The sequence below is a fragment of the Streptomyces monomycini genome (genome assembly GCF_022271435.1).
GTDB lineage: Bacteria > Actinomycetota > Actinomycetes > Streptomycetales > Streptomycetaceae > Streptomyces > Streptomyces monomycini.
Genome location: NZ_JAFIQY010000004.1, coordinates 1 through 20,487, shown reverse-complemented (window position 1 = coordinate 20,487; position 20,487 = coordinate 1). Strand labels below are relative to the sequence as shown.

Below are 20,487 nucleotides of genomic sequence, written 5' to 3'. Positions count from 1 at the left end.
ACGCAGCGATGGGCACGGCCGGGCCGCGCGCCCCGGGATCAGGCGCGGCCCGGCCAGTCCAGTACGAGCTGCTGCGCACGCGGCAGCCGCGAGACGACGAGGTCGTACGAGTCCTCGACCATGTCCAGGACCAGCCGGTCCTCCAGCGCACCCGTCAGCGAGACGGTGTTCCAGTGCCGCTTGTTGAGGTGGTAGCCCGGCACGATCTCGGGGTGCGCGGCCCGCAGTCGCTCCGCCAGGTCCGGGTCGCACTTCAGGCTCACACTCAGCGGCCCGGCGTCCAGGCTGCTCAACGCGAAGATCTTCCCGCCGACCTTGAAGGTGCACACCTCCTGGTTCCCGGGGAACGGAAACTCCTCGACCGCCCCGTTGAAGCCCAGGCAGACGGCCCGTAGCCGCTTCGCATCGAACATGCGGCCATTATCGCGCGTGAGGGGCACGGCGGTTCCGGTGCGGTGCCGACACGGCCTCACGGCGCGGGCGGCAGCGGTACGGCGGTCAGAACGGCGGAAACCAGCACCACCGCGGCCAGCGCCGCCACCTCCGCGCGGGCCGGTCCGGTCGCCGCCCCCGGCAGCGCCACCTCCCGCCGCAACCGCCTGCGGGCGACCAGCGCCAGCCCGCTCACCACCAGGACGAGCACGAGTTTGGCCAGCAGGACACGCCCGTACGCCGTGCTGAACGTCTCCGCGAGCGGCAGCCGGCGCAGGGTGCTGCACACGCCGGTCACCGTGATCGCGGCGAACAGCAGCGCCGCCGGCCGGGCATACCGCAGCAGCAGCTCCCGCCCCGCCGCCGCGTCGTGCCGCCAGCGCCACCGGGTCCGCAGTACGTGCAGCAGGCCGCCCGCCCACAGCGCCGTCGACGTCAGGTGGACGAGGGTGAGCGCGACGCCGATCTCCGGCGTGTCCGTCTCGGGGTGGGCCCGCAGCGCCTCGCCGAAGACGACGGCGGCCAGCGGAACGCCGGCCCACCCCGGGCGGCTGGAAGCGGCACACAGGGCGGCGAGCAGAAAGGCGTTGGCCTCCAGGAGGGCCAGCAGGCCGGGACGCGTGGCGTACGCGTCGACCAGAGCCGGCCCCGACAACCCCGCCAAAGGCGACCCGCTCCCCGCGACCAGCAGCAACTGCCCCACGGCCGCCGCCACTCCCACCCACGCGGCCCGCTTCGACCAGCCCCGCGGCAACCCGGCCGGCACGCCCCGCACACCCCGCGCGAGCCGCGCCCCGGCCAGCTCGCCGACCTGCACGCACAGCGCGGCCAGCAGCACCGCCCGCAGCAGGGCGGTGGCCCCGTCCCCGGGTAATCGGATCTCGTACGACTCGTCGACCACGAGTCCCGTACCGAGCAGCGGCACGAGAACGACGACGCAGCCGGCCGCGGCGAGGGCACAGACCCGCCGCGCGGGGGAGAGGTGCGTGACCGTCCGGTCCGCGCTGGACGCATCGCCGTTGCCGACGCCCGTCGCGACGGGCTCGGGGGTGGGCGGAGAGGCCGGTTGACGTGGATGCATCCCGCGATGGTCCCCGGCGGCCGAAGCGCCGGGCAACAGGAGGGCGCCGGCGGGTCACGCAACCAGGCCACCGGCGCTTCCCCGGCAGTGCGGGGCCCGCGCGGGCCGTCCGTGCCAGCTGTTACGCCGCCCCCCGCCGTCCGTCCCGCCGTCCCCCGCAGTCCGTCCCCCTCCGCCGTCCGCCCCGCCGTCCGCGTCAGCCGTCCCGCCGCATACAGACCCGCTCCCACCGGTCCAGTCCCAGCTCCGCCTCCCGGCGACGGATCTCGCGCAGGCCCCGGGTGAGGTCGGCGTCGTCCAGGACGCGGAAGCCGAGCCGGGCGTAGTACGGGGCGTTCCACGGCACGTCCGCGAAGGTGGTCAGGGTGACCGGCAGCCCGCTGTCCTGCTGGGCGCGCTCGATGAGCGCCCGGCCGAGCCCGCGACGCGCGCCGTCCGGGTGGACCGACACCTGCTCGATGTGCGCGCAGCCGTCGACCGGCTCCCAGAGCAGATACGCGAGCGGCGCGTCGCCCGGTGCAGCCCCGGCACAGGCGACCAGCGCCCGCCCCGCCTCCTGGTAGCGCGCCAACTCCGGCAGCGACGGCGGCTCGTCGTCGGCGATCGGGCCCATGCCCACGGCACGGAACGCCTCCCCGGCCGCACGCTCGACGTCCCGCAGCCCGGGAAGATCGCGGGGTAGGGCCGCGCGGATGACGGGGCGGGTCTCGATGACGTTCATGGGAGTACCGTCGCAGATGCCTTGGCGCAGGGCAGCCCAATTCCGGGTGCTCGGCCGCTCAGTAACGCCCTGGGGCTTCCCTAGGCGAGCCAGAGCGAACTCCGCCGATGGCGCGCCGGCAGCACGTCCACCGTGTCCGCGAGGTCGAGCGCGCTTTCCTCGCCGGCGGAGTTCACCCGGCGCAGCAGCATTCCGGTCTGAGCCCGCAGACGCTGACGCGCCCGGCGTTCCTCCACGGCGGACCACCGGGCCACGGAACGGTCCCGCTGATGCCGGGGGAACGCATAGACGTCCACCTGGCGGCGCACGGCGAACGGCCGAGGTTTCCCGGGCTCGCGCGCCGATGCGACCAAGCTGCGGGCGCTGTACCGGAGATCGCGGACGACCACGGAATGCCAGGCGCCGTCCGGCAGGCGGGCGTCCGTATGACGGCTTCGGGTACGGGGAAAGTGATGAGCGGTACGTGCCACGGGACTCCGTCGGTAACGACCGCCAGGTGTTTCCTGGCGGGCTACTTGAAGCCCGCCGGCCCGGTCGCGCGTTCGCTGCTCACGTACGCGACTCTACCGTCCGCGTCGGCTCCGAGAAACGGACTCGGGGCTCGCCGTGCACGCGATGATCCCGGCGGCGTGGGCGGTGGCGGGCGCGGCCGTCCGGAAGGTGCACGACGCGCCGTTGCCGCCCTGGGCCGGCTGGGCCGGCCGGGACCTCCACGCGTTGGCGGCGGAACTCGACGGCGAGTGTGTGTGGCTCGTGACGCAGGGCGTCCTGCCCGCCGGCCTGGTCGAACGCAACCGCCAGGTCGCCGAGGCCGCGCTCCGGCCGCGGACTCCGGTGTTCCCACACGGCGATCTGCAGATCACCCGCGTCTTCACCGACGGCGACGAGATCACGGGCATCATCGACCGGTCCGAGGAGGGCCGGGGAGATGCCCTGTTCGCCCCCGCCACCCTGACGCTCGGACGCGGGGAGCACCTCGGTGACGTCGTCGTCGGTTACCGAAGCCGGTGGAACCAGTAGGCCCGGTGGAGCCAGTGGGCCAGTGCGGCCAGCGAGGCGCCGGAATCAGCCGAGCCCGCCGAGTCAGCGAGCCCGCCGGGTCAGCCGAGCCCGCCGGGTCGCTGTCTCCCGCCGGGTCAGTGTCTGACGAGGCGGTCCGCCGAGCGGGTCACGAAGAACAGCAGACCGGCCGTGAGCAGGGCGGCCACGGCGGCCACGGAGGTCACGGCCCGTGCGTCGAGGCCATGGCCGAGGGCCGCGTTCAGTACGAGGACGAGTCCGGTGACCGACACCAGCGGTCCGGCGGCGTACCACGCGGCGAACACGAACGGCCCCGGCCCGCCCATCGGAGTGGCGCCACCGACGAACAGCAGGTCGGTACGGGCCGGTCCGCGGCACGCGCCGAAGACCGCCGCCGCCGCGAACGGCACCGCGCACAGCGGCATGAGCAGGAGCGTCCACGCCGCGCCGGCCAGCGCGTACGGTACGGCCGCGAGCAGGCCCAGCAGCGCGCCGAGCACCGCGGGCACGATCGTGTGATGCAGCATCAGCGTCCGCAGCCGGAACGGCGACCAGGCCGCCCGCCGTATGTTGTCGGTCTCCAGGCGGGCCGGTTCGGCGAGGGCGCCGACCGCCGCGTACCCGCACAACAGCCCCACGGCCAGGCCGAGGACGCGCTTCTCGCCCGCCGTCGCCGCCCCGAGTCCCGCCGACGCGGCGGCAGCGGCCGTCCAGGCGACGGCGCGGCCCAGCCGGCCGGGCGCGCGCAGCAGGGCCAGCGCATCGCGCCACACGACGATCAGGTGCCGGTTCGGCGGGGACGGCAGTCGGACCCAGCGCTTCGGTTCGTCGCCGCCGGCCTCCAGGACCGCCAGTTTCGCGGCCCGCAGTTCCAGGGCGAACACCCCGGACGTGACGGCCGTGGCCGTCGCCGCGCGGCTGCGCAGCTGGGTGTTGGGTACGTGCGCGGCGTCCCGGTGGGCGTACAGGGCGGCGGCAGCGGTGACGGCAACGAGGAGTACGGTCGCAACCGGCCATCCGTGCGCCGGCCCGCCCGTCACGGACACGACCGGCTGCGCTGCCCAGCCCCATGGGCCGGACCACAGTTCGACCAGCTCCAGGGGCGCCCAGCGGTGACCGGCACCCGCCAGGGCTGCCTGGCCCGCGCCGAGGGCGAGCAGCAGGGCCGCGGGCGCGGTCGCACGCCGTACGTACCGTGCCAGGTGTGGCCTGCGCTCCACCGCCATGCCGAGTGAGACGGCCAGCAGCGGCAGACAGACCGCCGCCGGGAGCAGAGCCGGGAACCCGCCGCCCAACGAGGCCTGACCGGTGACCTGGAGGACCACGGCCACGGCCGCCGCCACCAGCAGCCCCGCCGCCACGGCCAGCCCGGCGGAACGGAGGAAGGCCGGGCGCAGCACCGCTCCGCGCCGTACGGGCTGGGCGAGGAGCCACCCGACGGAAGGCCCGGGCACCACGACCGGCCCGCGCCACAGCGCGTCGCGCGCGGCGAGCACGGCCAGCCCGAGGGTGACGGCGACGAAGGCGGCCGGCAGGGTGCGCTGGAGGTCGGCGCCGAGGCTGCCGTGGTCCGCGCCGAGCTTCAGTTCGCGCAGGAAGCGGTGGGCGTAGCCGCTGCCGTATCCCAGGGCCGCCAGGACGACGCAGTAGACGAGGACGGCCCGGTCGCGGCGGCGCTGCCGGTGGTGGGCGCGGCGCTTGGCGCGCAGCCAGTGCAGCGTCTCGGCGGTGCGGTCGTCGTCGGCCTCGCTCCAGGCGGCCTGTTCCCCGGCCTCCTCCTCGACATCGCGCGCGGTCATGAGCGGACGCCCAGCTTCGCCAGTACCGCGGCCGGGCTGCCGGTCTCGACGACCTCGCCGTCCTCCAGCGCGATCATGCGGTCGGCGACCTCCAGGGCCAGCTCCGCCTGGTGCGTGGCGAGCAGCACGGCCACGCCGTCCGCCTTCTCGGCGACCAGCAGGTCGGCCAGGCGCGCGCGGGCATCGGGGTCCAGCCGCTGCTCGGGTTCGTCGAGGACCAGCAGGTCACGCGGTCGTACCAGCGCGGCGGCCAGCAACAGCGACTGCAACTGGCCGGAGGAGAGGGAACCCGGCAGCGCGTGGGCGTGCCCGGCCAGCCGGCGGTCGGCGAGCACCTGGTCGATCCAGGCCTCGGCGTCGTCCACGGCGTGGGCGACGGTGACGAGCTCCAGGTGCTCGCGGACGGTCAGGTCCGGGTAGCAGGCGACGCTGTCGCCGACCACCGCGACCCGCGCCCGTACCTCCGGGTCGTCCTCGGCGACCTTGCGGCCCGCGAACCGTGCCGTGCCGGTGGTCGGCGCGTCCCGGCCGCACGCGATGCGCAGCAGGGTGGACTTGCCGGACCCGTTGTGGCCGAACAGGGCCGTGCAACTGCCGGCGGCCAGGTCGAGGTCGATCGGGTGCAGCGCCTGCCGGTCGCCGTAGCGACGGCTGACACCGCGCAGTTGCAGCAGCGCGTTCGCGCCGGTCCTGGCCTTCATGGGAGTGCTTTCCGTCCGCAGGATGGGTCGGGTCCGACCTTAGAGCCCGCGTCCGGTCCTCCGGCGGGCGCCTGCCGGAGGACCGGTGTACGCGGTCGGGACCGGCCGCCATCACGGTTGCGCAAGCTTCGAGGAGGAGAGCCTGCTGCCGACGCGGGCGGGGCCCGGACCGGACGCAAGATGCTGGGGCCGCGCCGATGCACGACGATGAGAACAGGCAGCCTCTTCGAGGCCTGGCACCCGGAGCCGGGGCCGTCCGCCGGACAGAGCGCGTGGCTGGGCCGGCAGCGCATCAGCGCACAGAGGCGCTCGCGCCGCGAGCGCCGGGAGTGCGCTGCCCGTACGTGTCGCTCGTGTTCCCGGGTGCGGTCCTGGCCGCCACCGGAGCCGTCGGCGTGGTGCCGGTCAAGCTCAGCACCTGCTCGTGAAGGGAGCAGACGATGGCCACGGACCGTACGCAATCATCAGGGGAGGCCAAAGAGGTACTGCAACTGTACGGGGCGCCGTATGTGCCGTACTGGCATCCCGGCCACAGTGAGCTGCCCTCCGGAGGCCGCCCCCTGCTGGACTGGGACCCGGCCAAGGACCAGGACCGGGACGGCGTCTTCCACCGGTCGCGCGTTCCGCTGCGAAAGCGGCAGCAGAACGATCGCCTGAAGTCCCATCCGCAGGCGCGGGCCGATCAGGGTCAGGTGATGTCGTGCGCCGAGTTCTGGGGCACCGGGGACAATCCGCCTCAGGGCCTGGCCTCCTCGCGTTACTACGCCTTCGGGTACTGGCAGTACGTGCAGATCCTCGTCTTCTGGGCCGGGGTGGCCGGCACCGGTCTGATCTGCCCGCCCAACGGGCACGTGACCGACGCCGCGCACCGCAACGGCGTCAAGGTGTACGGCAGCGTCTTCTTTCCCCCCACGGGCTGGGGCGGCCGAGAGGCCTGGGTGCGCGACTTCACCACCAAGAAGGGCACCACCTACCCGGTCGTGGACAAGCTGGTCAGCGTCGCCCGGTACTTCGGCTTCGACGGCTGGTTCATCAACTACGAGACGATCCGCGAAGGGGACGCGGCCGTCCGTGCCGCCCTGGCCCACGGCCGCTCGCTCTCCGTACCCGGCGAGCCGGGCTCTGTCGACTTCACCTGGTACGAGATGCAGCAACGGAGTCTGAACGACCACAACGCTCAGTTTCTGCAACACGACAACCAGCGTGTGTGCGACTCGCTCTTCGTGGACTACTACTGGGACGACTCCGGTCTGACCAACTCCAAGACCAAGGCCGACCAGATCAAACGCCCGGTCCACGACCTGTACTTCGGACTGGAACTGGTCCTGGAGGAGAACTGGAAAGAGCGTCTGGACCTTCTGTTCCTCAAGGAGGACGCCCACCGCGGCTCCCTGGCCCTGTACAAGGCCCACACCGTCTCCACCCCGCCCAAGGGAGTCGACGACACCACCTGGACCGATCACCTCTACGTCAAGGAAGCGGCCTTCTGGACCGGTCCCGCTCCCGACCACGTCTCCACCGGTCCAGTCGATGAATTCCCCGGCATCGCCCACTACGTCGCCGAAGCCTGCCCCCAAGGCACCCTGCCGTTCGTCACCCACTTCAACACCGGCCACGGGCACGCCTACCACCACGCCGGAACCGTGGTACGCCGCGGCGGGTGGGCCAACCTCTCCTTGCAGGACGTCCTGCCGACCTACCGGTGGCTCACCGGCGCCGACCCGGGCTGCGCCGTGAAGGCCGGCCTGTCCTTCCGCGACGCCTGGGAAGGGGGCTCCTGCCTGATGCTGGACACCCGCCTGCTGCCGGGCGGCTCGGCGTGGGTACGGCTGTACCAGCTCGACCTGCCGGTCACACCCGGTACCCAGATCACCGTGCGCGCCAAGACGCCCTACCAGGACAACAGTGACTGCACGGTGCAGATGCTGATCGCCGACGCCCACGACCCCGAGACACTCGGCGCCGTCGCCCTGACCCGGGGCAGCCAGTCCCCGGCCGGCTGGGTCACCTACACCGCCTACCTGCCCGACCACGTCCGCACGCTGGCGCAGCTCGGGCTGCGCCTGACCGCCGGCGACCTGCCGGTGCGCGGCCCGCTCGCCGTCGGACAGATCACCGTGCACGACGCGGTCTTCGGCACGCCGCCGGCCCCCACAGGTCTGGCATTCCAGGCACCCGAGCGCACCATCACCGGCGGGTTCTCCGTACGCCTGGCCTGGCAGCCTCCGAGTGATGAGTCCGCCGTGCACCACTACGAGATCTACGAGACGACCGCCGGCACGGACGAGACCTTCCTGGGAGCCGGCCTCAACCCTGTCTTCTACCTCCCCCAGCTGGCCCCGCGCGACCGGGCCGCCGCCCGCATCGCCGTCACTGCCGTCGGCCACGACGGTGCCCATTCCCCCACGGCCACTGCCGACATCACCTGGTGACCTCGCCGACCGCTGCCCCGCCGTCGGGATGTCGGGGTGGCGCCATGGTGGCGCTTCCGTGGTGCGTAGTCGTGGCGCGCTGCCGTATCCCCCTCTGCCCAAGTGGTGTCACTGCGCCATCGCTGTGGCGCCACCGCTTGCCGCACTCCTCCGGCGCGGCGTCATGGCGTAGCGATTTTACGGGTGAACCTGCTGGTGAAGGGCCTGCGCGAAGAAGGAATGCCAATCTGGCTCGCCGTGGCGCCATTGATGTGCCATGATGACGCCATGGATCTGACGCCCTACGTCGAAAACCTCCGGCAGGAGCTGGCAGTCGCCGCGGAAACCGGTGACGACGATGCCCGTGCTCTCGCCGAGCGGCTCGCCGCGCCCCTGGAGTCCGCTGCCCGTCTGACCCTCCTCGACGCGCTGTCCGCAGCCATGGGCGAGGTCACGCGGGAACTGGCGCCGGGCTCGGTCGACGTACGGCTGCGCGGGATCGACCCGGAGTTCGTGGTGACGGCGCCACCCGTCGCCGAGCCGTTCCGGGCGGCGGGGGAGCCGGTCGCGGGTCCCGGCGCGGGGGCCGTACCGGCACCGCCGTCCGCGGACGGCGACGACGGCACCGTGGCGCGGATCAACTTCCGTCTCCCCGCCCACCTCAAGGCCCGCGCCGAGGGCGCCGCGACCGCGGAGGGGCTGTCGGTCAATGCCTGGCTGGTGCGGGCCGTGTCCGCCGCTCTCGACGGCGGTGAGCGCGCCGGTCCGCCGGTCCGCGACCCGGACCCGGGCGGCCGGGGCCTCGTCGGATGGGTCCGCTAGCCCGCCCCACCCCACTTCCACCGGCGGGCCACCGGCCCCGCCGACCCTGCTCACCACCCGCCTCACCAGCGGGAACAACCACCCACGCCAAGAGGACAGGACAGCCATGCCTACGTTCGAGACCCCGGACCCGATCATCGCCACCCTGGAGCTGGAGTGCGGCACCGCCCGCATCACCGCGGGCAAGCGCACCGACACGGTCGTGGAGGTGCTGCCGCGCAACGGCGCCGACGACAACGACATGCGCGCCGTGCAGCAGACCCAGGTCACCTGCTCGGGAGGCCGCCTCTCGGTCAAGACGCCCAAGAAGCGGTCCCTGTTCGGAAAGCCGGGCGCCGTCGAGGTGAGCGTCGAACTGCCCGCGGGGTCGGACGTCCGGGGCTCCACGGGTCTGGGCCACTTCCAGTGCGAAGGCCGCTTCGGGAACGTCACGCTCAAGACCTCGCTCGGCGACCTCCAGATCGGCGAGATGGCCGGCGGCGACCTCAAGACCGACCTCGGCGACATCCGCCTGGACCGCTCGGCCGGGGACGTCGAGATCACCGGCGCGGGCCGGATCGAGGTCGGAGCCGTCGCCGGTACGGCGACCGTGAAGAACGGCAACGGCGCGACCCGGATCGCCGAGGTCGCCGGAGACCTGAAGGCCGGCGCGGCCAACGGCGACATCTCCGTCGGCACCGCGCGCGGCAGCGTCGGCGCCAAGTGCGCCAACGGCCGCATCGACATCGACGTCGCCCTGGCCGGGGTCGACGCCGCCTCCTCCAACGGCGGCATCCGCATCGGTGACGTCGTCCGCGGCCGGATCGACCTGCGCACCTCCGTCGGCGACCTCGACGTGGGCATCCACGAGGGCACCGCGGCCTGGCTCGACCTGAACACCAAGTACGGCGTGGTGCGCAACGAACTCGGCGCGGCCGCCGGCCCCGAGGACTCCGACGAGACCGTCGAGGTGCACGCCCGCACCGCGACCGGCGATGTCGTCGTCCGCCGTGCCTGACCGGCCGTACCCCCACCGCACCGCACCCGAAGGGACAGCGGCATGACCGTCACCCGGACCGCCCCGCCGAGCGCCGTGGACACCACGGCGCCGGCGATCGCCGCCACCGGACTGCGCAAGTCCTACGGCGACAAGCTCGTGCTCGACGGCATCGACCTGAACATCGCCGAAGGCACCGTCTTCGCCCTGCTCGGGCCCAACGGCGCCGGCAAGACCACCACCGTGGAGATCCTCTCCACGCTCATCGACGCCGACGCGGGCGACGCCTGGGTCGCGGGCCGCCACCTGACCCGGGCCGCCGACGCGGTGCGTTCCGCGATCGGTGTGACCGGCCAGTTCTCGGCCGTCGACAACCTGCTGACCGCCGAGGAGAACCTCCTGCTCATGGCGGACCTGCACCACCTCGACCGGCGCGAGGGCAAACGGCGGGCCAGGGACCTGCTGCGCCGTTTCGACCTGTCCGAGGTGGCGGGCAAGACTGCCGCCACCTTCTCCGGCGGCATGCGGCGCAAGCTGGACCTGGCGATGACCCTGGTCGGCGATCCGCGGATCATCTTCCTCGACGAGCCCACCACCGGGCTCGACCCGCGCAGCCGCCGCACCATGTGGGAGATCATCCGCAACCTGGTCGCCGACGACGGCGTGACCATCTTCCTCACCACCCAGTACCTGGAGGAGGCCGATCAGCTCGCGGACCGCATCGCCGTACTGGACCACGGCAGACTGATCGCCGAGGGCACCGCCGACGAGCTGAAGCAGCGCATCCCCGGCGGCCACATCCGGCTGCGGTTCGCCGACGCCCGGGACCTGGACACCGCCGCGGGCCTCTTCGGCCTCGCCACGCGGGACGAGGAAGCCCTCACTCTGCAAATCCCCGGCGACAGCTCCGTCAGCACCCTGCGAGCCGTCCTGGACACCCTGGAGACCACTGCCGTACGGGCCGAGTCGCTCACCGTGCACACCCCCGACCTGGACGACGTCTTCCTGACCCTCACCGGTCAGCCCCGCCCCGCCGGCACCGCCGCACCGACCGAGGAGAACGTCTGATGGCCACCCTGTCCTACGCGGCCCGGGACTCCAGGACGATGCTGCGGCGCAACCTCAAGAAGGCGCTGCGCTACCCGTCCCTGACCCTCACCGTCGTCATCATGCCCGTCATGATGCTGCTGCTGTTCAACTACGCCTTCGGCACCGCCCTGGGCAGCGGCATCGGGGCGTCGGCCGCCGGGGGCGGCGCGTACATCGACTACCTCGCGCCAGGCATCATCCTGATGGCCGCCACGTCCGGCGCCCTGACCACCGCGATCAGCGTCTGCATGGACAAGACCGAAGGCATCGTCAACCGCTTCCGTACGATGCCGGTCTCCCGCGCCTCCTTCCTGACCGGCCATGTCGTCGGCAGCCTGATCCAGACGATGGCCAGCATCGCCCTCGTCGTCGCCGTCGCGCTCCTGGTGGGCTTCCGCCCCGACGCCACCCTTGTCGAATGGCTCGCCGCCGTCGGCCTGCTCGCCCTGCTCACCCTGGCCCTGACCTGGCTCGCCGCCGGTATCGGCCTGGTCGCCAAGAACCCCGAGACGGCCAGCAACATCCCGATGCCGCTGACGTTCCTGCCGTTCCTCGGCAGCGCCATCGTGCCGACCGAGTCGATGCCGACCGCCCTGCGCTGGTTCGCCGAGTACCAGCCGTTCACGCCGATCATCGACACGCTGCGCGGCCTGTGGCTCGGTACGGAGATCGGCAGCAGCGCGGTCGTCGGCCTCGCCTGGTGCGTCGGCCTCACCCTGGTCGGTTACGTCTGGGCGCGCCGCACCTTCAAGACCGGGGCCAAGCGGTGACGCGGCCCCCGCACCACCGGAACTGAGCGGTGACCTGCCGCAGCCATCAGCACGTTCACCAGAACCGACCATGACTGGAGAACTCCATGCCGCACGACCCGACGACCGCCGGAACCCTGTCCGACGGCACCGCCGAAACAACCGCCGAAACAACCACCGAAACCACCATCACCACCGCCGCCGAAGAGCTGCCCACCCTGCCCACCGACCGCCGCACCGGCTGCCCCTTCGACCCGCCCGCCGAACTCACCGCGCTGAGCGACGAGCCGCTGCGCCGCCTGCGCTACGTCGACGGGCACACCGGCCGGCTGGTCACCGGACACGCCGCGGCCCGCGCGGTCCTGTCCGACCCGCGCTTCAGCGCCCGTTACGAACATCTGCACCTGCCGATGCCACTGGCCGGGCTGGAGGGGGTGACGGAGATGTCACCGGCACCGGTCGGCGACTTCCTCGGCCTCGACGCCCCCGAGCACACCCGCTTCCGGCGGCTGCTCACCGGCAAGTTCACGGTCCGCCGGATGCGGCAACTCGCCGAGCGCGTCGAACAGTTCACGGGCGAGTGCCTGGACGCCATGGAGCAGGCCGGACCCACCGTCGACCTGGTGGAGGCGTTCGCGCGGCCGATACCCGCGCTCATGATCTGCGAACTGCTCGGCGTGCCCTACACCGACCGGGACCGCTTCCAGGAGCATGTGGCGACCCTCTTCGACCAGGCCGCGGACGTGGCGGCGAAGGGCGAGGCGTTCGAGGCCGTCGGCCGGCTCATGGCGGAACTCGTGGCCGCCAAGCGCGCCGCGCCCACCGACGACCTGCTCAGCGACCTGACCACCTCCGACCTCACGGAGGAGGAGCTGATCGGGGTCGGCGGGGTGCTCCTGGCCGCGGGACTCGACACCACCGCGAACATGCTCGGCCTCGGTACCTTCGCCCTGCTCCAAAACCCCGGCCAACTGGCCGCCCTGCGCGCCGATCCGGGCCTCGCGGAGCAGACCGTCGAGGAGCTGCTGCGCTACCTCAGCGTGGCCGACCCCATCCTGCGCTCCGCCCTCGAAGACGTCGAGATCGAAGGCCAGTTGATCAAGGCCGGCGAAACGGTGACGGTCTCCGTCCAGGCGGCCAACCGCGACCCGCGCAAGTTCCCCGGCCCCGACCGGCTCGACATCCACCGCAAGGCCACCGGGCACCTCGCCTTCGGCCACGGCGCCCACCAGTGCCTCGGCCAGCAGCTCGCCCGCGTCGAGATGACCGTCGCGTTCCCGGCGCTCCTCGCCCGCTTCCCCACCCTGCGTCTCGCGGTGCCGCCGCACGAGGTCCCGCTGCGCGACCGCGCCAACATCTACGGCGTGGTCAGCCTGCCCGTCACCTGGGACAAGGAGTAGCCCGATGAGCGACCCCCGCGAACCGCTGCGCCTGAGCGCCGACCGTGACCGCTGCGTGGGCGCCGGCATGTGCGCCCTGACGGCGCCCGGAGTCTTCGACCAGGACGACGACGAGGGCCTGGTGGTCGTCCTGGACGCCGCACCGGCCGCCGAGCACCGAGCCGCCGCCCGGATGGCCGTCGGCCTCTGCCCCGCCGGAGCCGTCGCCCTCACCTCGGCGGAGGGCACGGGCGCGTAGTGACCGGGGCGCGTCCCGGACCGAGAACCCCGCACCGCGCGCCGGTGGGGGGCTCTCGTGTGTGCGACGGCCGTCGCCACGGACACCGGGCCGGCGGCCGCCCTATCGCCCCGTACCGTCCCTGATCAGCTCGTCGGCCGGGTCGTTGACCGGCTGCGGGGTGCCCGTGAGGTCCATGACGAACAGCGGTATGTGCAGGGCGTCGGCGCGGGCGCGGGCGTCGCGGGAGTAGCCCGCCAGGGAGAAGCAGACGGCGACCGCGGAGTCGTTGAGCGCGTTGAGCCACAGGCACTCGATCTCCCGCAGCTTGGTCGCGCGGGTCGTCGGGTCGACCTGGGCCACCACCCCGGAGCCGCGCAGGTCCACGCCCGACGCGGTGCGTTCCGGCACCCGCGCGATGTCGGTGAAGCCCAGCCACTTCAGGTACTGGGCGGCGGCGGTGACGCAGTCGCCGGCCGTACGGATGGTGACCGGCCGGAAGGCGGGACGCAGCACCGGCGGCCGGCGGGGCGGCCCGTTGGGCGGTGCCGCCGCCGTGCTGCCGGGGGCCGGGAGGTTGGGCGGCGGCGGGGTCGGTACCGGTACGACGGGGACGCGTACCACCGTCCCGCACGCGCAGCCGGACTCCGGCGCGGGCCACTCGTCGAGCCGGCCGCAGGTCTCGCAGCGCACTTCCACCCAGGAGCTCTGCCAGGTGCGGTGCAGGATCTCCACGGGTATGCCGCCGCGCAGCACCGGCAGGGTCAGCGGGGCGCCGCACGCGCACGGGAAGGTGGGCGGGGTGAACGCGTTCTCGCGGCGGCACGTCGGGCAGCGCACCGGCACGCTGTCGGCCATGGCGGCTCCTGGCAGGTAGGTCGGCAGGTGGTTTCCCCCGCCGTCCATGGTCCCTCCAGCGGCTTCACGCCGGGGGATTTCCCCATACGAGGCTGACTTTACCGTGGACATATGCGCGCGGGCCCGGGTTTCCCGAAATGCCGTCGACCAGCTTCTCCAGAAGATCGTCGGAGGCCGGGGGTTGGCCGGAGCCTGTCTTGTCGATCTCGTGACGACCGTGTTGAGGTGGGCGGTCGGATCCGAAGGGAAGGGGCTGAGCCGCGGTGGGGCGCCGTGAGAAACCGATCGATCCCATGGCAGGGCCGGCGCAGCGCTTCGCCCTTGAGTTGCGCAAGCTGCGCCAGGAGGCGGGCAGCCCCACGTACCGGGTGATGGCGCAAGGAGCGGGCTATTCGAGTGTCGCTCTGTCCCGGGCGGCAGCCGGGGAAACGCTGCCGTCCCTGAATCTGACACTCGCCTACGTGAGAGCCTGCGGCGCGGACCCTGCGGAGTGGGAACGGCGTTGGAACGCGGTCCACGAGGAAGACGCGGTACACCAGCAGCAGGCTCTGGACGCGGAGGCGACGGACCCGCCCTACCGTGGCCTGGCCCGTTTCGAACCCGGCGACCACGCCCGGTTCTTCGGTCGCGCCCGCCTCACGGACACCCTCACCGCGCTGGCCTCGTCCCACCGGTGCGTCATGGTGCTCGGTCCCTCCGGCAGCGGGAAGTCCTCCCTCCTGCGCGCCGGCCTCGTCCCCCGGCTGCGGGACACCGCGGATCCGGCCCTGCGTCCGGCGGCGATCCGGATCCTCACCCCCGGTCCCCGGCCGGCGCACGAGCATCGGGAGCGCTTCACCCCGGCCGAGGGGAGGGGCGACACCTGGCTGATCGTCGATCAGTTCGAGGAGGTGTTCACCCTCTGCCAGGACCCGGGGGAGCGGCGGGCGTTCATCGGCCTGCTGCTCTCGGCCCAGGACCCGGACAGCGGACTGCGGGTGGTGGTGGGCCTGCGCGCCGACTTCTACGCCCGCTGTCTCGAACACGCCGGCCTGGCGGCGGTTCTCGGGGAGGCGAGCCTGCCGGTCGGGCCGATGACACCGGACGAACTGCGGGAGGCGATCGTCAAGCCCGCGGCCGCCGAAGGGCTCATCGTGGAACGGGCGCTGACCGCCCGCCTCATCGAAGCGGCCGGTCAGGAGCCGGGCGGGCTGCCCCTGGTCTCGCACACGCTGCTGGAGACCTGGCGCCGACGCCGCGGCCGGACCCTCACCCTGGAAGGCTACGAAGCCACCGGCGGCATCCACGGCGCCATCGCCCAGACGGCCGAGCACTTCTACTCCCGGCTCGCACCGCCCCATGCCGAAGCGGCCCGCCGCATCCTGCTGCGCCTGATCACCCCGGGCGAGGGCACCACCCCCGACACCCGCCGCCCGGTCGACCGGGCCGAACTTGCCACCACCGGCGCCGGCCCGAGGGCCGCCGCTGACCCGGACACCGTGCTGTACCGGCTGGCCGACGCCCGACTGGTCACGTTGGACGGCGACACCGCCGAGCTGGCCCACGAAGCCCTGATCACCGCGTGGCCCCGCCTGCTCGGGTGGATCGAGGGCGACCGCGAGCGCTTACGCCGTCACCGGCGCCTGACCGACGCCGCGCGCAACTGGCACGACCGCGCCCGCGACACCGGCGCGCTGCTGCGCGGCGTCGAACTCATCGAAGCCCGCGAGTCCTTCCACGCCCCCGGCCAACCAGGCGAACTCACCGCACTGGAGGAAGAGTTCCTCCAGCAGTCCGTACGTGCCGAGGCGCGGCGGTCCCGTCGCAGGCGTCAGTTCATGGCGGCTCTCGGTGTGCTGCTGGTGCTGGCTCTGACCGCGACGGCCATCGCTGTCCGGAAGACGACCGCTGCCGAGACGCAGCAACGCCTGGCCGTGTCCCGTGAACAGGCAGTGCGCGCCGACCAGATGACCGAGCGGCGACCCGAGGCAGCCATGGTTCTCGCGCTGCGGGCGTACCGGCAGGCACCCACCGCGGAAGCGCGCAGCAGCCTGCTGAACGCCTACTCCCGCTTCTACGCCAATCAGCTCACCGGCCACAGCAGCCCGGTCTCAAGCCTGGCCTTCGCACCGGACGGCCAGACGCTGGCCACGGCCAGCGCGGACCACAGCGTGAAGCTGTGGGACGTCCGCTCCCACGGTCTCCTGGCGACCCTGACCGGGCACACCGAGATGGTCAACACGGTGGCGTTCTCCCCCGACGGCCACACCCTGGCCACCGCGAGCAACGACCGCAGCGTGAAGCTGTGGGACGCCCGCTCCCACCGTCTGCTGGCGACCCTGACCGGCCACACCGACATGGCGGAAGGAGTCGCCTTCTCTCCCGACGGCCGTACCCTGGCCAGCTCCTCCGGTGATCGCACGGTGCGGCTGTGGGACGTACGCACATACCGGGGACGCGCGGTCCTGACCGGGCACACCGATAGGGTGGCGCGCCTGGCGTTCTCGCCGGACGGCCGCATGCTGGCCAGCGCGGACACCGGTCGCACGACCCGCCTGTGGGACGTGTCCTCCCACCAGCCCATTGCCGTCCTGACCGACCGCACCGGCGCCGTCCGGACCGTGGCGTTCTCTCCGGACGGCCGCACCCTGGCCACCACGGGTAACCTCAACGGCGTGAGGCTGTGGGACGTACGCTCCCACCGTCTGCTCGCGACCCTGAGCGGCCACACCGACGTGGTGCAGCAGGTGACGTTCTCACCGGACGGCGGCATGCTGGCCAGCGCGAGCTTCGACGGCACCGTCCGTCTGTGGCAGCCGCGGAACCGAGTGCTTCTGACCACGCTGAGCGCGGGAAAGCCTGCCTATGCCGTGGCGTTCTCTCCCGACGGCCGCACCCTTGCCTCCACGGGCAAGGACTCCACCGTCTGTCTGTGGGACGTGGCCTCGCGCCGCCTGGTCGCCACACTGAGCGGGCGTTCCGGCACCGTCACCGAGCAGACGTCCTTCGCCGACCGCCGTGCCGTCCTGACCGTCGACCACGACAACGCGGTGGCCCGCTGGTCCCCTGTCGTGCCACGCACCCGCCCGGCCCCCCTCCACCTGCCGCGACCCGTCACCGCGTCGGTGACCAGCAGCGACGGTCGCGTGCTGGCCACGGCCGGTCCCGACGACCGTGCCGTACGCGTGTGGAACCTGGCGACCGGCAGACTCACCGCCACCCTCTCCGGAGCCACCGGCACGGTTCAGCGTCTGTCCATCACCGCGGACGGGCAGACCCTGGCCGCCGCCGACAGCGACCGCACCATCCGCGTGTGGGACGTCGCCACCCGCCGTACCACCACCGTCGTGCGCGGATCCCGCGCGGTGAACGCTCTGGCCCTGCGACCCGACGGCCGCGCACTGGCGTCCACCAGTGCCGACGGCATCACCCGTGTGCGGAGCACCGGATCCGGACGGGCCGTCACCTCCCTGTCCGGCCCGCAGAACCCCTGGGGGTCCCTCACCTTCAGCCCCGACGGCCGTACCATCGCCGTCAGCGGCAACGACGGCGCCGTGCAGCTGTGGGACGTCGCCGCCCGCCGTGTCACCGCCGTCCTCACCGGTCACACCCGCGTCGTCAGCGGGATGATGTTCAGCCCTGACGGCTCCACCCTGGCCACGGCCAGCAACGACCAGAGCGTACGACTGTGGGACTCCCGTGACGGCAGCGTGCGCGCCATTCTCAAAATGTCCCACGAGGTGGACACGCAGACCCTTCGTTTCTCCCCCGACGGTCAGGCCCTGACCCTCTTCGGCCCCCGAGCAGCCCTGAACGTCTGGAGTACCGACAGCGACCACATCACCACGCGTCTCTGCCGCCTCGTCGCGGAGCACCACTGGGCACAACTCCTCCTGGACCAGCCGGTGCGGGGCCTGTGCCCGGCGTAGGCAGCCGGTCCGTTCCACTGGAGGCCAGGCAGGGGTACCGCCCGGCGGCACGGGAGTTGGGCGCGACAGGACAATCGCACCGCCGGGCGGAGTTCAGGTAGGGCCGGAGGGGGCGGGACGCGGGCTCCGAGGCGTTGTCGGGGAGACGGCCTGTCCTTCCTTCGGACGGGCACGACCACCGCACCGGTGTCTCCCGGGAACCGGGCCGTGCGGGCTGTCGGTCCCCTGACTCCGCGCCGCGGAGCTCCGCGCCGCCGTTCCGTACCGGCCGGCCACCCCTCAGCGGACCGGCCGGTACGGACGCGCGAGGGGCAGACCTCCCGTCGGCCCCTCGCGCTGACCTGGGGTCAGTCCTCGCGCAGCTCGTGCAGCCGGGCCTCGACGCGCTTGCCGTACTCCGGGTCGGCCGCGTGGAAGTGGGCGAGGTTCTTCTCGATCACGTCGTCGCGGGAGACCTGCGCGAGGCCCCCGGCGATGTTGGCCACCAGACGGTTCTTCTCGTCCTCGGACATCAGCCGGTACAGCTCGCCGGCCTGGAAGAAGTCGTCGTCCTTGGTGTGCGCCGGGGCCGCGTGGGTGCCGGTGTGGCCGGTGAGGGCGAACGGCGCGGACAGCGGCTGGTCCGACTGCGCGGGACCGGAGTAGGAGTTGGGCTCGTAGTTCTTGGCGTGCCGGTCGTAGGCGTTGGACGCCATCAGGCCGTCCCGGCCGTAGTTGTCCACGACGGTCGCCTTCGGCGCGTTGACCGGCAGCTGGGTGTGGTTGACGCCCAGGCGGTAGCGGTGCGCGTCGGCGTAGGCGAAGAGCCGGCCCTGGAGCATCTTGTCCGGGGACGGGCCGATGCCGGGGACGAAGTTGTTGGGCGAGAACGCGGACTGCTCGACCTCGGCGAAGACGTTGTCGGGGTTGCGGTCCAGGACGAGGCGGCCGACCCGCTGGAGCGGGTAGTCGGCGTGCGGCCACACCTTGGTCAGGTCGAACGGGTTGAAGCGGTAGTCCGCCGCCTCGGCCGCCGGCATGATCTGCACGTACAGCGTCCAGGAGGGGTACACGCCGCGCTCGATGGACTGGAGCAGGTCGGTCTGGTGGCTGTTGGGGTCCTTGCCCGACAGCTCGGCGCCCTGGGCGGCGTCCAGGCAGCGGATGCCCTGGTTGGTCTTGAAGTGGTACTTGACGAAGAAGGCCTCACCGGCGGCGTTCGTCCACTGGTAGGTGTGCGAGCCGTAGCCGTTCATGTGCCGGTAGGAGGCCGGGATGCCGCGGTCGCCCATCAGCCAGGTGATCTGGTGGGTGGCCTCGGGGGAGTGGGCCCAGAAGTCCCAGACGTTGTCCGGCTCCTGCTTGCCGGTGAACGGGTCGCGCTTCTGCGAGTGGATGAAGTCCGGGAACTTCAGCGGGTCCTTGATGAAGAAGACCGGGGTGTTGTTGCCGACGAGGTCGTAATTGCCCTCCTCGGTGTAGAACTTGACGGCGAAGCCACGCGGGTCGCGGGCGGCGTCCGGGCCGCCGAGGTTGTCGGCCACGGTCGAGAAGCGGATGAACAGGTCGGTACGCCGGCCGACCGCGCCCAGGAAGTCGGCGCGGGTGAACCCGGTGACGTCGTCGGTCACTTCGAAGTGTCCGTACGCGCCGGAGCCGCGGGCGTGCACGACGCGCTCCGGGATGCGCTCGCGGTTGAACCGGGCGAGCTTCTCCAGGAGGTGCTGGTCCTGGAGGAGCAGCGGGCCGCCGACGCCGGCGGTGGCGGAGTTCTGGTTGTCGGCGATCGGAGCGCCGGCTTCCGTGGTGAGGCGGCGCGTCGTCGTGGGCTTCGGCATGGTGACCTTCCGTACGAGAGCGCGGAAGTCGGCTTCCGCAGGTTGGAGCGTAGGGAGCACCCCCACCTCCGTCAACACTTTGTTGAAAAGTTGCCGGGCGGTGCTCGGAGGGGGCGCGGGAGCGGCTTTTGGGCGCGCTCGGGTGGTGTTCCCGGCGGTGGCGCCTGGGCGCGACAGGACAGGTGTCGGCGCCGCCGCCGGGAAGTCTCGGGGAGGCTTACGCCTCGGGTGGGACGCGCGATTGCGGGGCGTGCGTGAGGAGTGCCTGCGTAGGTGCAGCGGCGCCGGGGGCGCCGAAGCACCGTGGAGGGGCGCGGTGTCAGCCGGTGGTGTGGCCGGAGAGGCGTTCGACGCCGCGCAGGAGGGCGGAGTGGTCGAGGGCGCCGTCGCCCTGGGCGCGCAGGGCGGCGACCAGGGAGGCGACGAGGGTGCCGGTGGGCAGGGCGGCGCCGACGGTGCGGGCGGCGTCGGTGACGATGCCCATGT

At 72.6% G+C, this 20,487-nt stretch carries 16 protein-coding genes and 2 pseudogenes; 9 read left to right on the top strand and 9 right to left on the bottom strand.

Translation table 11 applies throughout. The features are described from left to right. Positions 1-38: 38 nt before the first annotated feature. The 4 genes from JXZ78_RS06515 to JXZ78_RS06500 all read right to left on the bottom strand — a co-directional run bounded on the left by JXZ78_RS06515 (position 39) and on the right by JXZ78_RS06500 (position 2,488). Positions 39-413 (bottom strand): MmcQ/YjbR family DNA-binding protein, encoded by a 375-nt coding sequence (locus JXZ78_RS06515; RefSeq protein ID WP_030018785.1) that lies wholly within the window; start codon positions 411-413, stop codon positions 39-41. A gap of 56 nt (positions 414-469) precedes the next feature. Then, positions 470-1,513: a CopD family protein gene (locus tag JXZ78_RS06510; RefSeq protein ID WP_078624064.1), complete on the bottom strand. Its 1,044-nt coding sequence runs from the start codon at positions 1,511-1,513 to the stop codon at positions 470-472. A gap of 196 nt (positions 1,514-1,709) precedes the next feature. Beyond that, complete coding sequence (locus JXZ78_RS06505; protein WP_030018783.1) at positions 1,710-2,234, bottom strand: GNAT family N-acetyltransferase; 525 nt, start codon at positions 2,232-2,234, stop codon at positions 1,710-1,712. An 80-nt stretch (positions 2,235-2,314) separates the two neighbouring features. Then, positions 2,315-2,488, bottom strand: coding sequence for a hypothetical protein (locus tag JXZ78_RS06500; protein WP_238782713.1), 174 nt, complete (start codon positions 2,486-2,488; stop codon positions 2,315-2,317). 367 nt (positions 2,489-2,855) lie between these two features. Here JXZ78_RS06500 and JXZ78_RS06495 point away from each other — a divergent pair. Next, positions 2,856-3,233, top strand: a pseudogene (locus JXZ78_RS06495) (aminoglycoside phosphotransferase family protein); the annotation flags it as partial. Between the two features lie 137 nt (positions 3,234-3,370). Here JXZ78_RS06495 and JXZ78_RS06490 read toward each other — a convergent pair. Then, positions 3,371-5,053, bottom strand: a complete 1,683-nt coding sequence (locus tag JXZ78_RS06490; protein ID WP_030018780.1) for a DUF6297 family protein — start codon at positions 5,051-5,053, stop codon at positions 3,371-3,373. After that, positions 5,050-5,754, bottom strand: coding sequence for an ABC transporter ATP-binding protein (locus JXZ78_RS06485; RefSeq protein ID WP_030018779.1), 705 nt, complete (start codon positions 5,752-5,754; stop codon positions 5,050-5,052). The genes JXZ78_RS06490 and JXZ78_RS06485 overlap by 4 nt, the downstream gene beginning before the upstream one ends. Positions 5,755-6,194: 440 nt before the next feature. Here JXZ78_RS06485 and JXZ78_RS06480 point away from each other — a divergent pair, with 440 nt between their 5' ends. The 7 genes from JXZ78_RS06480 (at position 6,195) to JXZ78_RS06450 (ending at position 13,439) form a co-directional block, all read left to right on the top strand. Further along, positions 6,195-8,186: an endo-beta-N-acetylglucosaminidase gene (locus JXZ78_RS06480; protein ID WP_050502216.1), complete on the top strand. Its 1,992-nt coding sequence runs from the start codon at positions 6,195-6,197 to the stop codon at positions 8,184-8,186. Positions 8,187-8,453: 267 nt separating this feature from the next. Beyond that, a complete protein-coding gene (locus tag JXZ78_RS06475; RefSeq protein WP_030018777.1) occupies positions 8,454-8,987 on the top strand; it encodes a type II toxin-antitoxin system HicB family antitoxin in 534 nt (177 codons plus the stop codon). Positions 8,988-9,093: 106 nt separating this feature from the next. Then, positions 9,094-9,984 carry a DUF4097 family beta strand repeat-containing protein gene (locus tag JXZ78_RS06470; protein WP_030018776.1) on the top strand — a complete coding sequence of 297 codons (891 nt, stop codon included), beginning with the start codon at positions 9,094-9,096 and terminating at the stop codon, positions 9,982-9,984. A gap of 42 nt (positions 9,985-10,026) precedes the next feature. After that, positions 10,027-11,031 (top strand): ATP-binding cassette domain-containing protein, encoded by a 1,005-nt coding sequence (locus JXZ78_RS06465; protein WP_030018775.1) that lies wholly within the window; start codon positions 10,027-10,029, stop codon positions 11,029-11,031. Continuing rightward, on the top strand, positions 11,031-11,822 hold the full coding sequence (locus tag JXZ78_RS06460) for an ABC transporter permease (RefSeq protein WP_030018774.1): 792 nt from the start codon (positions 11,031-11,033) through the stop codon (positions 11,820-11,822). Before JXZ78_RS06465 ends, JXZ78_RS06460 begins: the two co-directional genes overlap by 1 nt. A gap of 86 nt (positions 11,823-11,908) precedes the next feature. Then, entirely contained in the window at positions 11,909-13,201 is a 1,293-nt protein-coding gene (locus JXZ78_RS06455) for a cytochrome P450 (RefSeq protein ID WP_078624063.1), read from the top strand. A gap of 4 nt (positions 13,202-13,205) precedes the next feature. After that, entirely contained in the window at positions 13,206-13,439 is a 234-nt protein-coding gene (locus tag JXZ78_RS06450; RefSeq protein WP_063726042.1) for a ferredoxin, read from the top strand. Positions 13,440-13,541: 102 nt separating this feature from the next. Here the strand turns inward: JXZ78_RS06450 and JXZ78_RS06445 are convergent, their stop codons facing one another. Further along, on the bottom strand, positions 13,542-14,276 hold the full coding sequence (locus tag JXZ78_RS06445) for a hypothetical protein (RefSeq protein ID WP_030018771.1): 735 nt from the start codon (positions 14,274-14,276) through the stop codon (positions 13,542-13,544). 293 nt (positions 14,277-14,569) lie between these two features. Here JXZ78_RS06445 and JXZ78_RS06440 point away from each other — a divergent pair, with 293 nt between their 5' ends. Beyond that, positions 14,570-18,184 carry an nSTAND1 domain-containing NTPase gene (locus JXZ78_RS06440; RefSeq protein WP_078624075.1) on the top strand — a complete coding sequence of 1,205 codons (3,615 nt, stop codon included), beginning with the start codon at positions 14,570-14,572 and terminating at the stop codon, positions 18,182-18,184. A 347-nt stretch (positions 18,185-18,531) separates the two neighbouring features. Here the strand turns inward: JXZ78_RS06440 and JXZ78_RS06435 are convergent, their stop codons facing one another. Beyond that, positions 18,532-20,001: a catalase gene (locus JXZ78_RS06435; protein ID WP_030018769.1), complete on the bottom strand. Its 1,470-nt coding sequence runs from the start codon at positions 19,999-20,001 to the stop codon at positions 18,532-18,534. 319 nt (positions 20,002-20,320) lie between these two features. Beyond that, a pseudogene (locus tag JXZ78_RS06430) lies at positions 20,321-20,487 on the bottom strand (2-hydroxy-3-oxopropionate reductase); the annotation flags it as partial.

Bases quoted from the DNA above. Each gene is read 5' to 3' on its own strand.
- JXZ78_RS06465 (WP_030018775.1), top strand. From the start codon at position 10,027: ATGACCGTCACCCGGACCGCCCCGCCGAGCGCCGTGGACACCACGGCG.
- JXZ78_RS06480 (WP_050502216.1), top strand. From the start codon at position 6,195: ATGGCCACGGACCGTACGCAATCATCAGGGGAGGCCAAAGAGGTACTG.
- JXZ78_RS06475 (WP_030018777.1), top strand. From the start codon at position 8,454: ATGGATCTGACGCCCTACGTCGAAAACCTCCGGCAGGAGCTGGCAGTC.
- JXZ78_RS06440 (WP_078624075.1), top strand. From the start codon at position 14,570: ATGGCAGGGCCGGCGCAGCGCTTCGCCCTTGAGTTGCGCAAGCTGCGC.
- JXZ78_RS06490 (WP_030018780.1), bottom strand. From the start codon at position 5,053: ATGACCGCGCGCGATGTCGAGGAGGAGGCCGGGGAACAGGCCGCCTGG.
- JXZ78_RS06515 (WP_030018785.1), bottom strand. From the start codon at position 413: ATGTTCGATGCGAAGCGGCTACGGGCCGTCTGCCTGGGCTTCAACGGG.
- JXZ78_RS06505 (WP_030018783.1), bottom strand. From the start codon at position 2,234: ATGAACGTCATCGAGACCCGCCCCGTCATCCGCGCGGCCCTACCCCGC.
- JXZ78_RS06485 (WP_030018779.1), bottom strand. From the start codon at position 5,754: ATGAAGGCCAGGACCGGCGCGAACGCGCTGCTGCAACTGCGCGGTGTC.
- JXZ78_RS06470 (WP_030018776.1), top strand. From the start codon at position 9,094: ATGCCTACGTTCGAGACCCCGGACCCGATCATCGCCACCCTGGAGCTG.
- JXZ78_RS06450 (WP_063726042.1), top strand. From the start codon at position 13,206: ATGAGCGACCCCCGCGAACCGCTGCGCCTGAGCGCCGACCGTGACCGC.
- JXZ78_RS06455 (WP_078624063.1), top strand. From the start codon at position 11,909: ATGCCGCACGACCCGACGACCGCCGGAACCCTGTCCGACGGCACCGCC.
- JXZ78_RS06510 (WP_078624064.1), bottom strand. From the start codon at position 1,513: ATGCATCCACGTCAACCGGCCTCTCCGCCCACCCCCGAGCCCGTCGCG.
- JXZ78_RS06435 (WP_030018769.1), bottom strand. From the start codon at position 20,001: ATGCCGAAGCCCACGACGACGCGCCGCCTCACCACGGAAGCCGGCGCT.
- JXZ78_RS06445 (WP_030018771.1), bottom strand. From the start codon at position 14,276: ATGGCCGACAGCGTGCCGGTGCGCTGCCCGACGTGCCGCCGCGAGAAC.
- JXZ78_RS06460 (WP_030018774.1), top strand. From the start codon at position 11,031: ATGGCCACCCTGTCCTACGCGGCCCGGGACTCCAGGACGATGCTGCGG.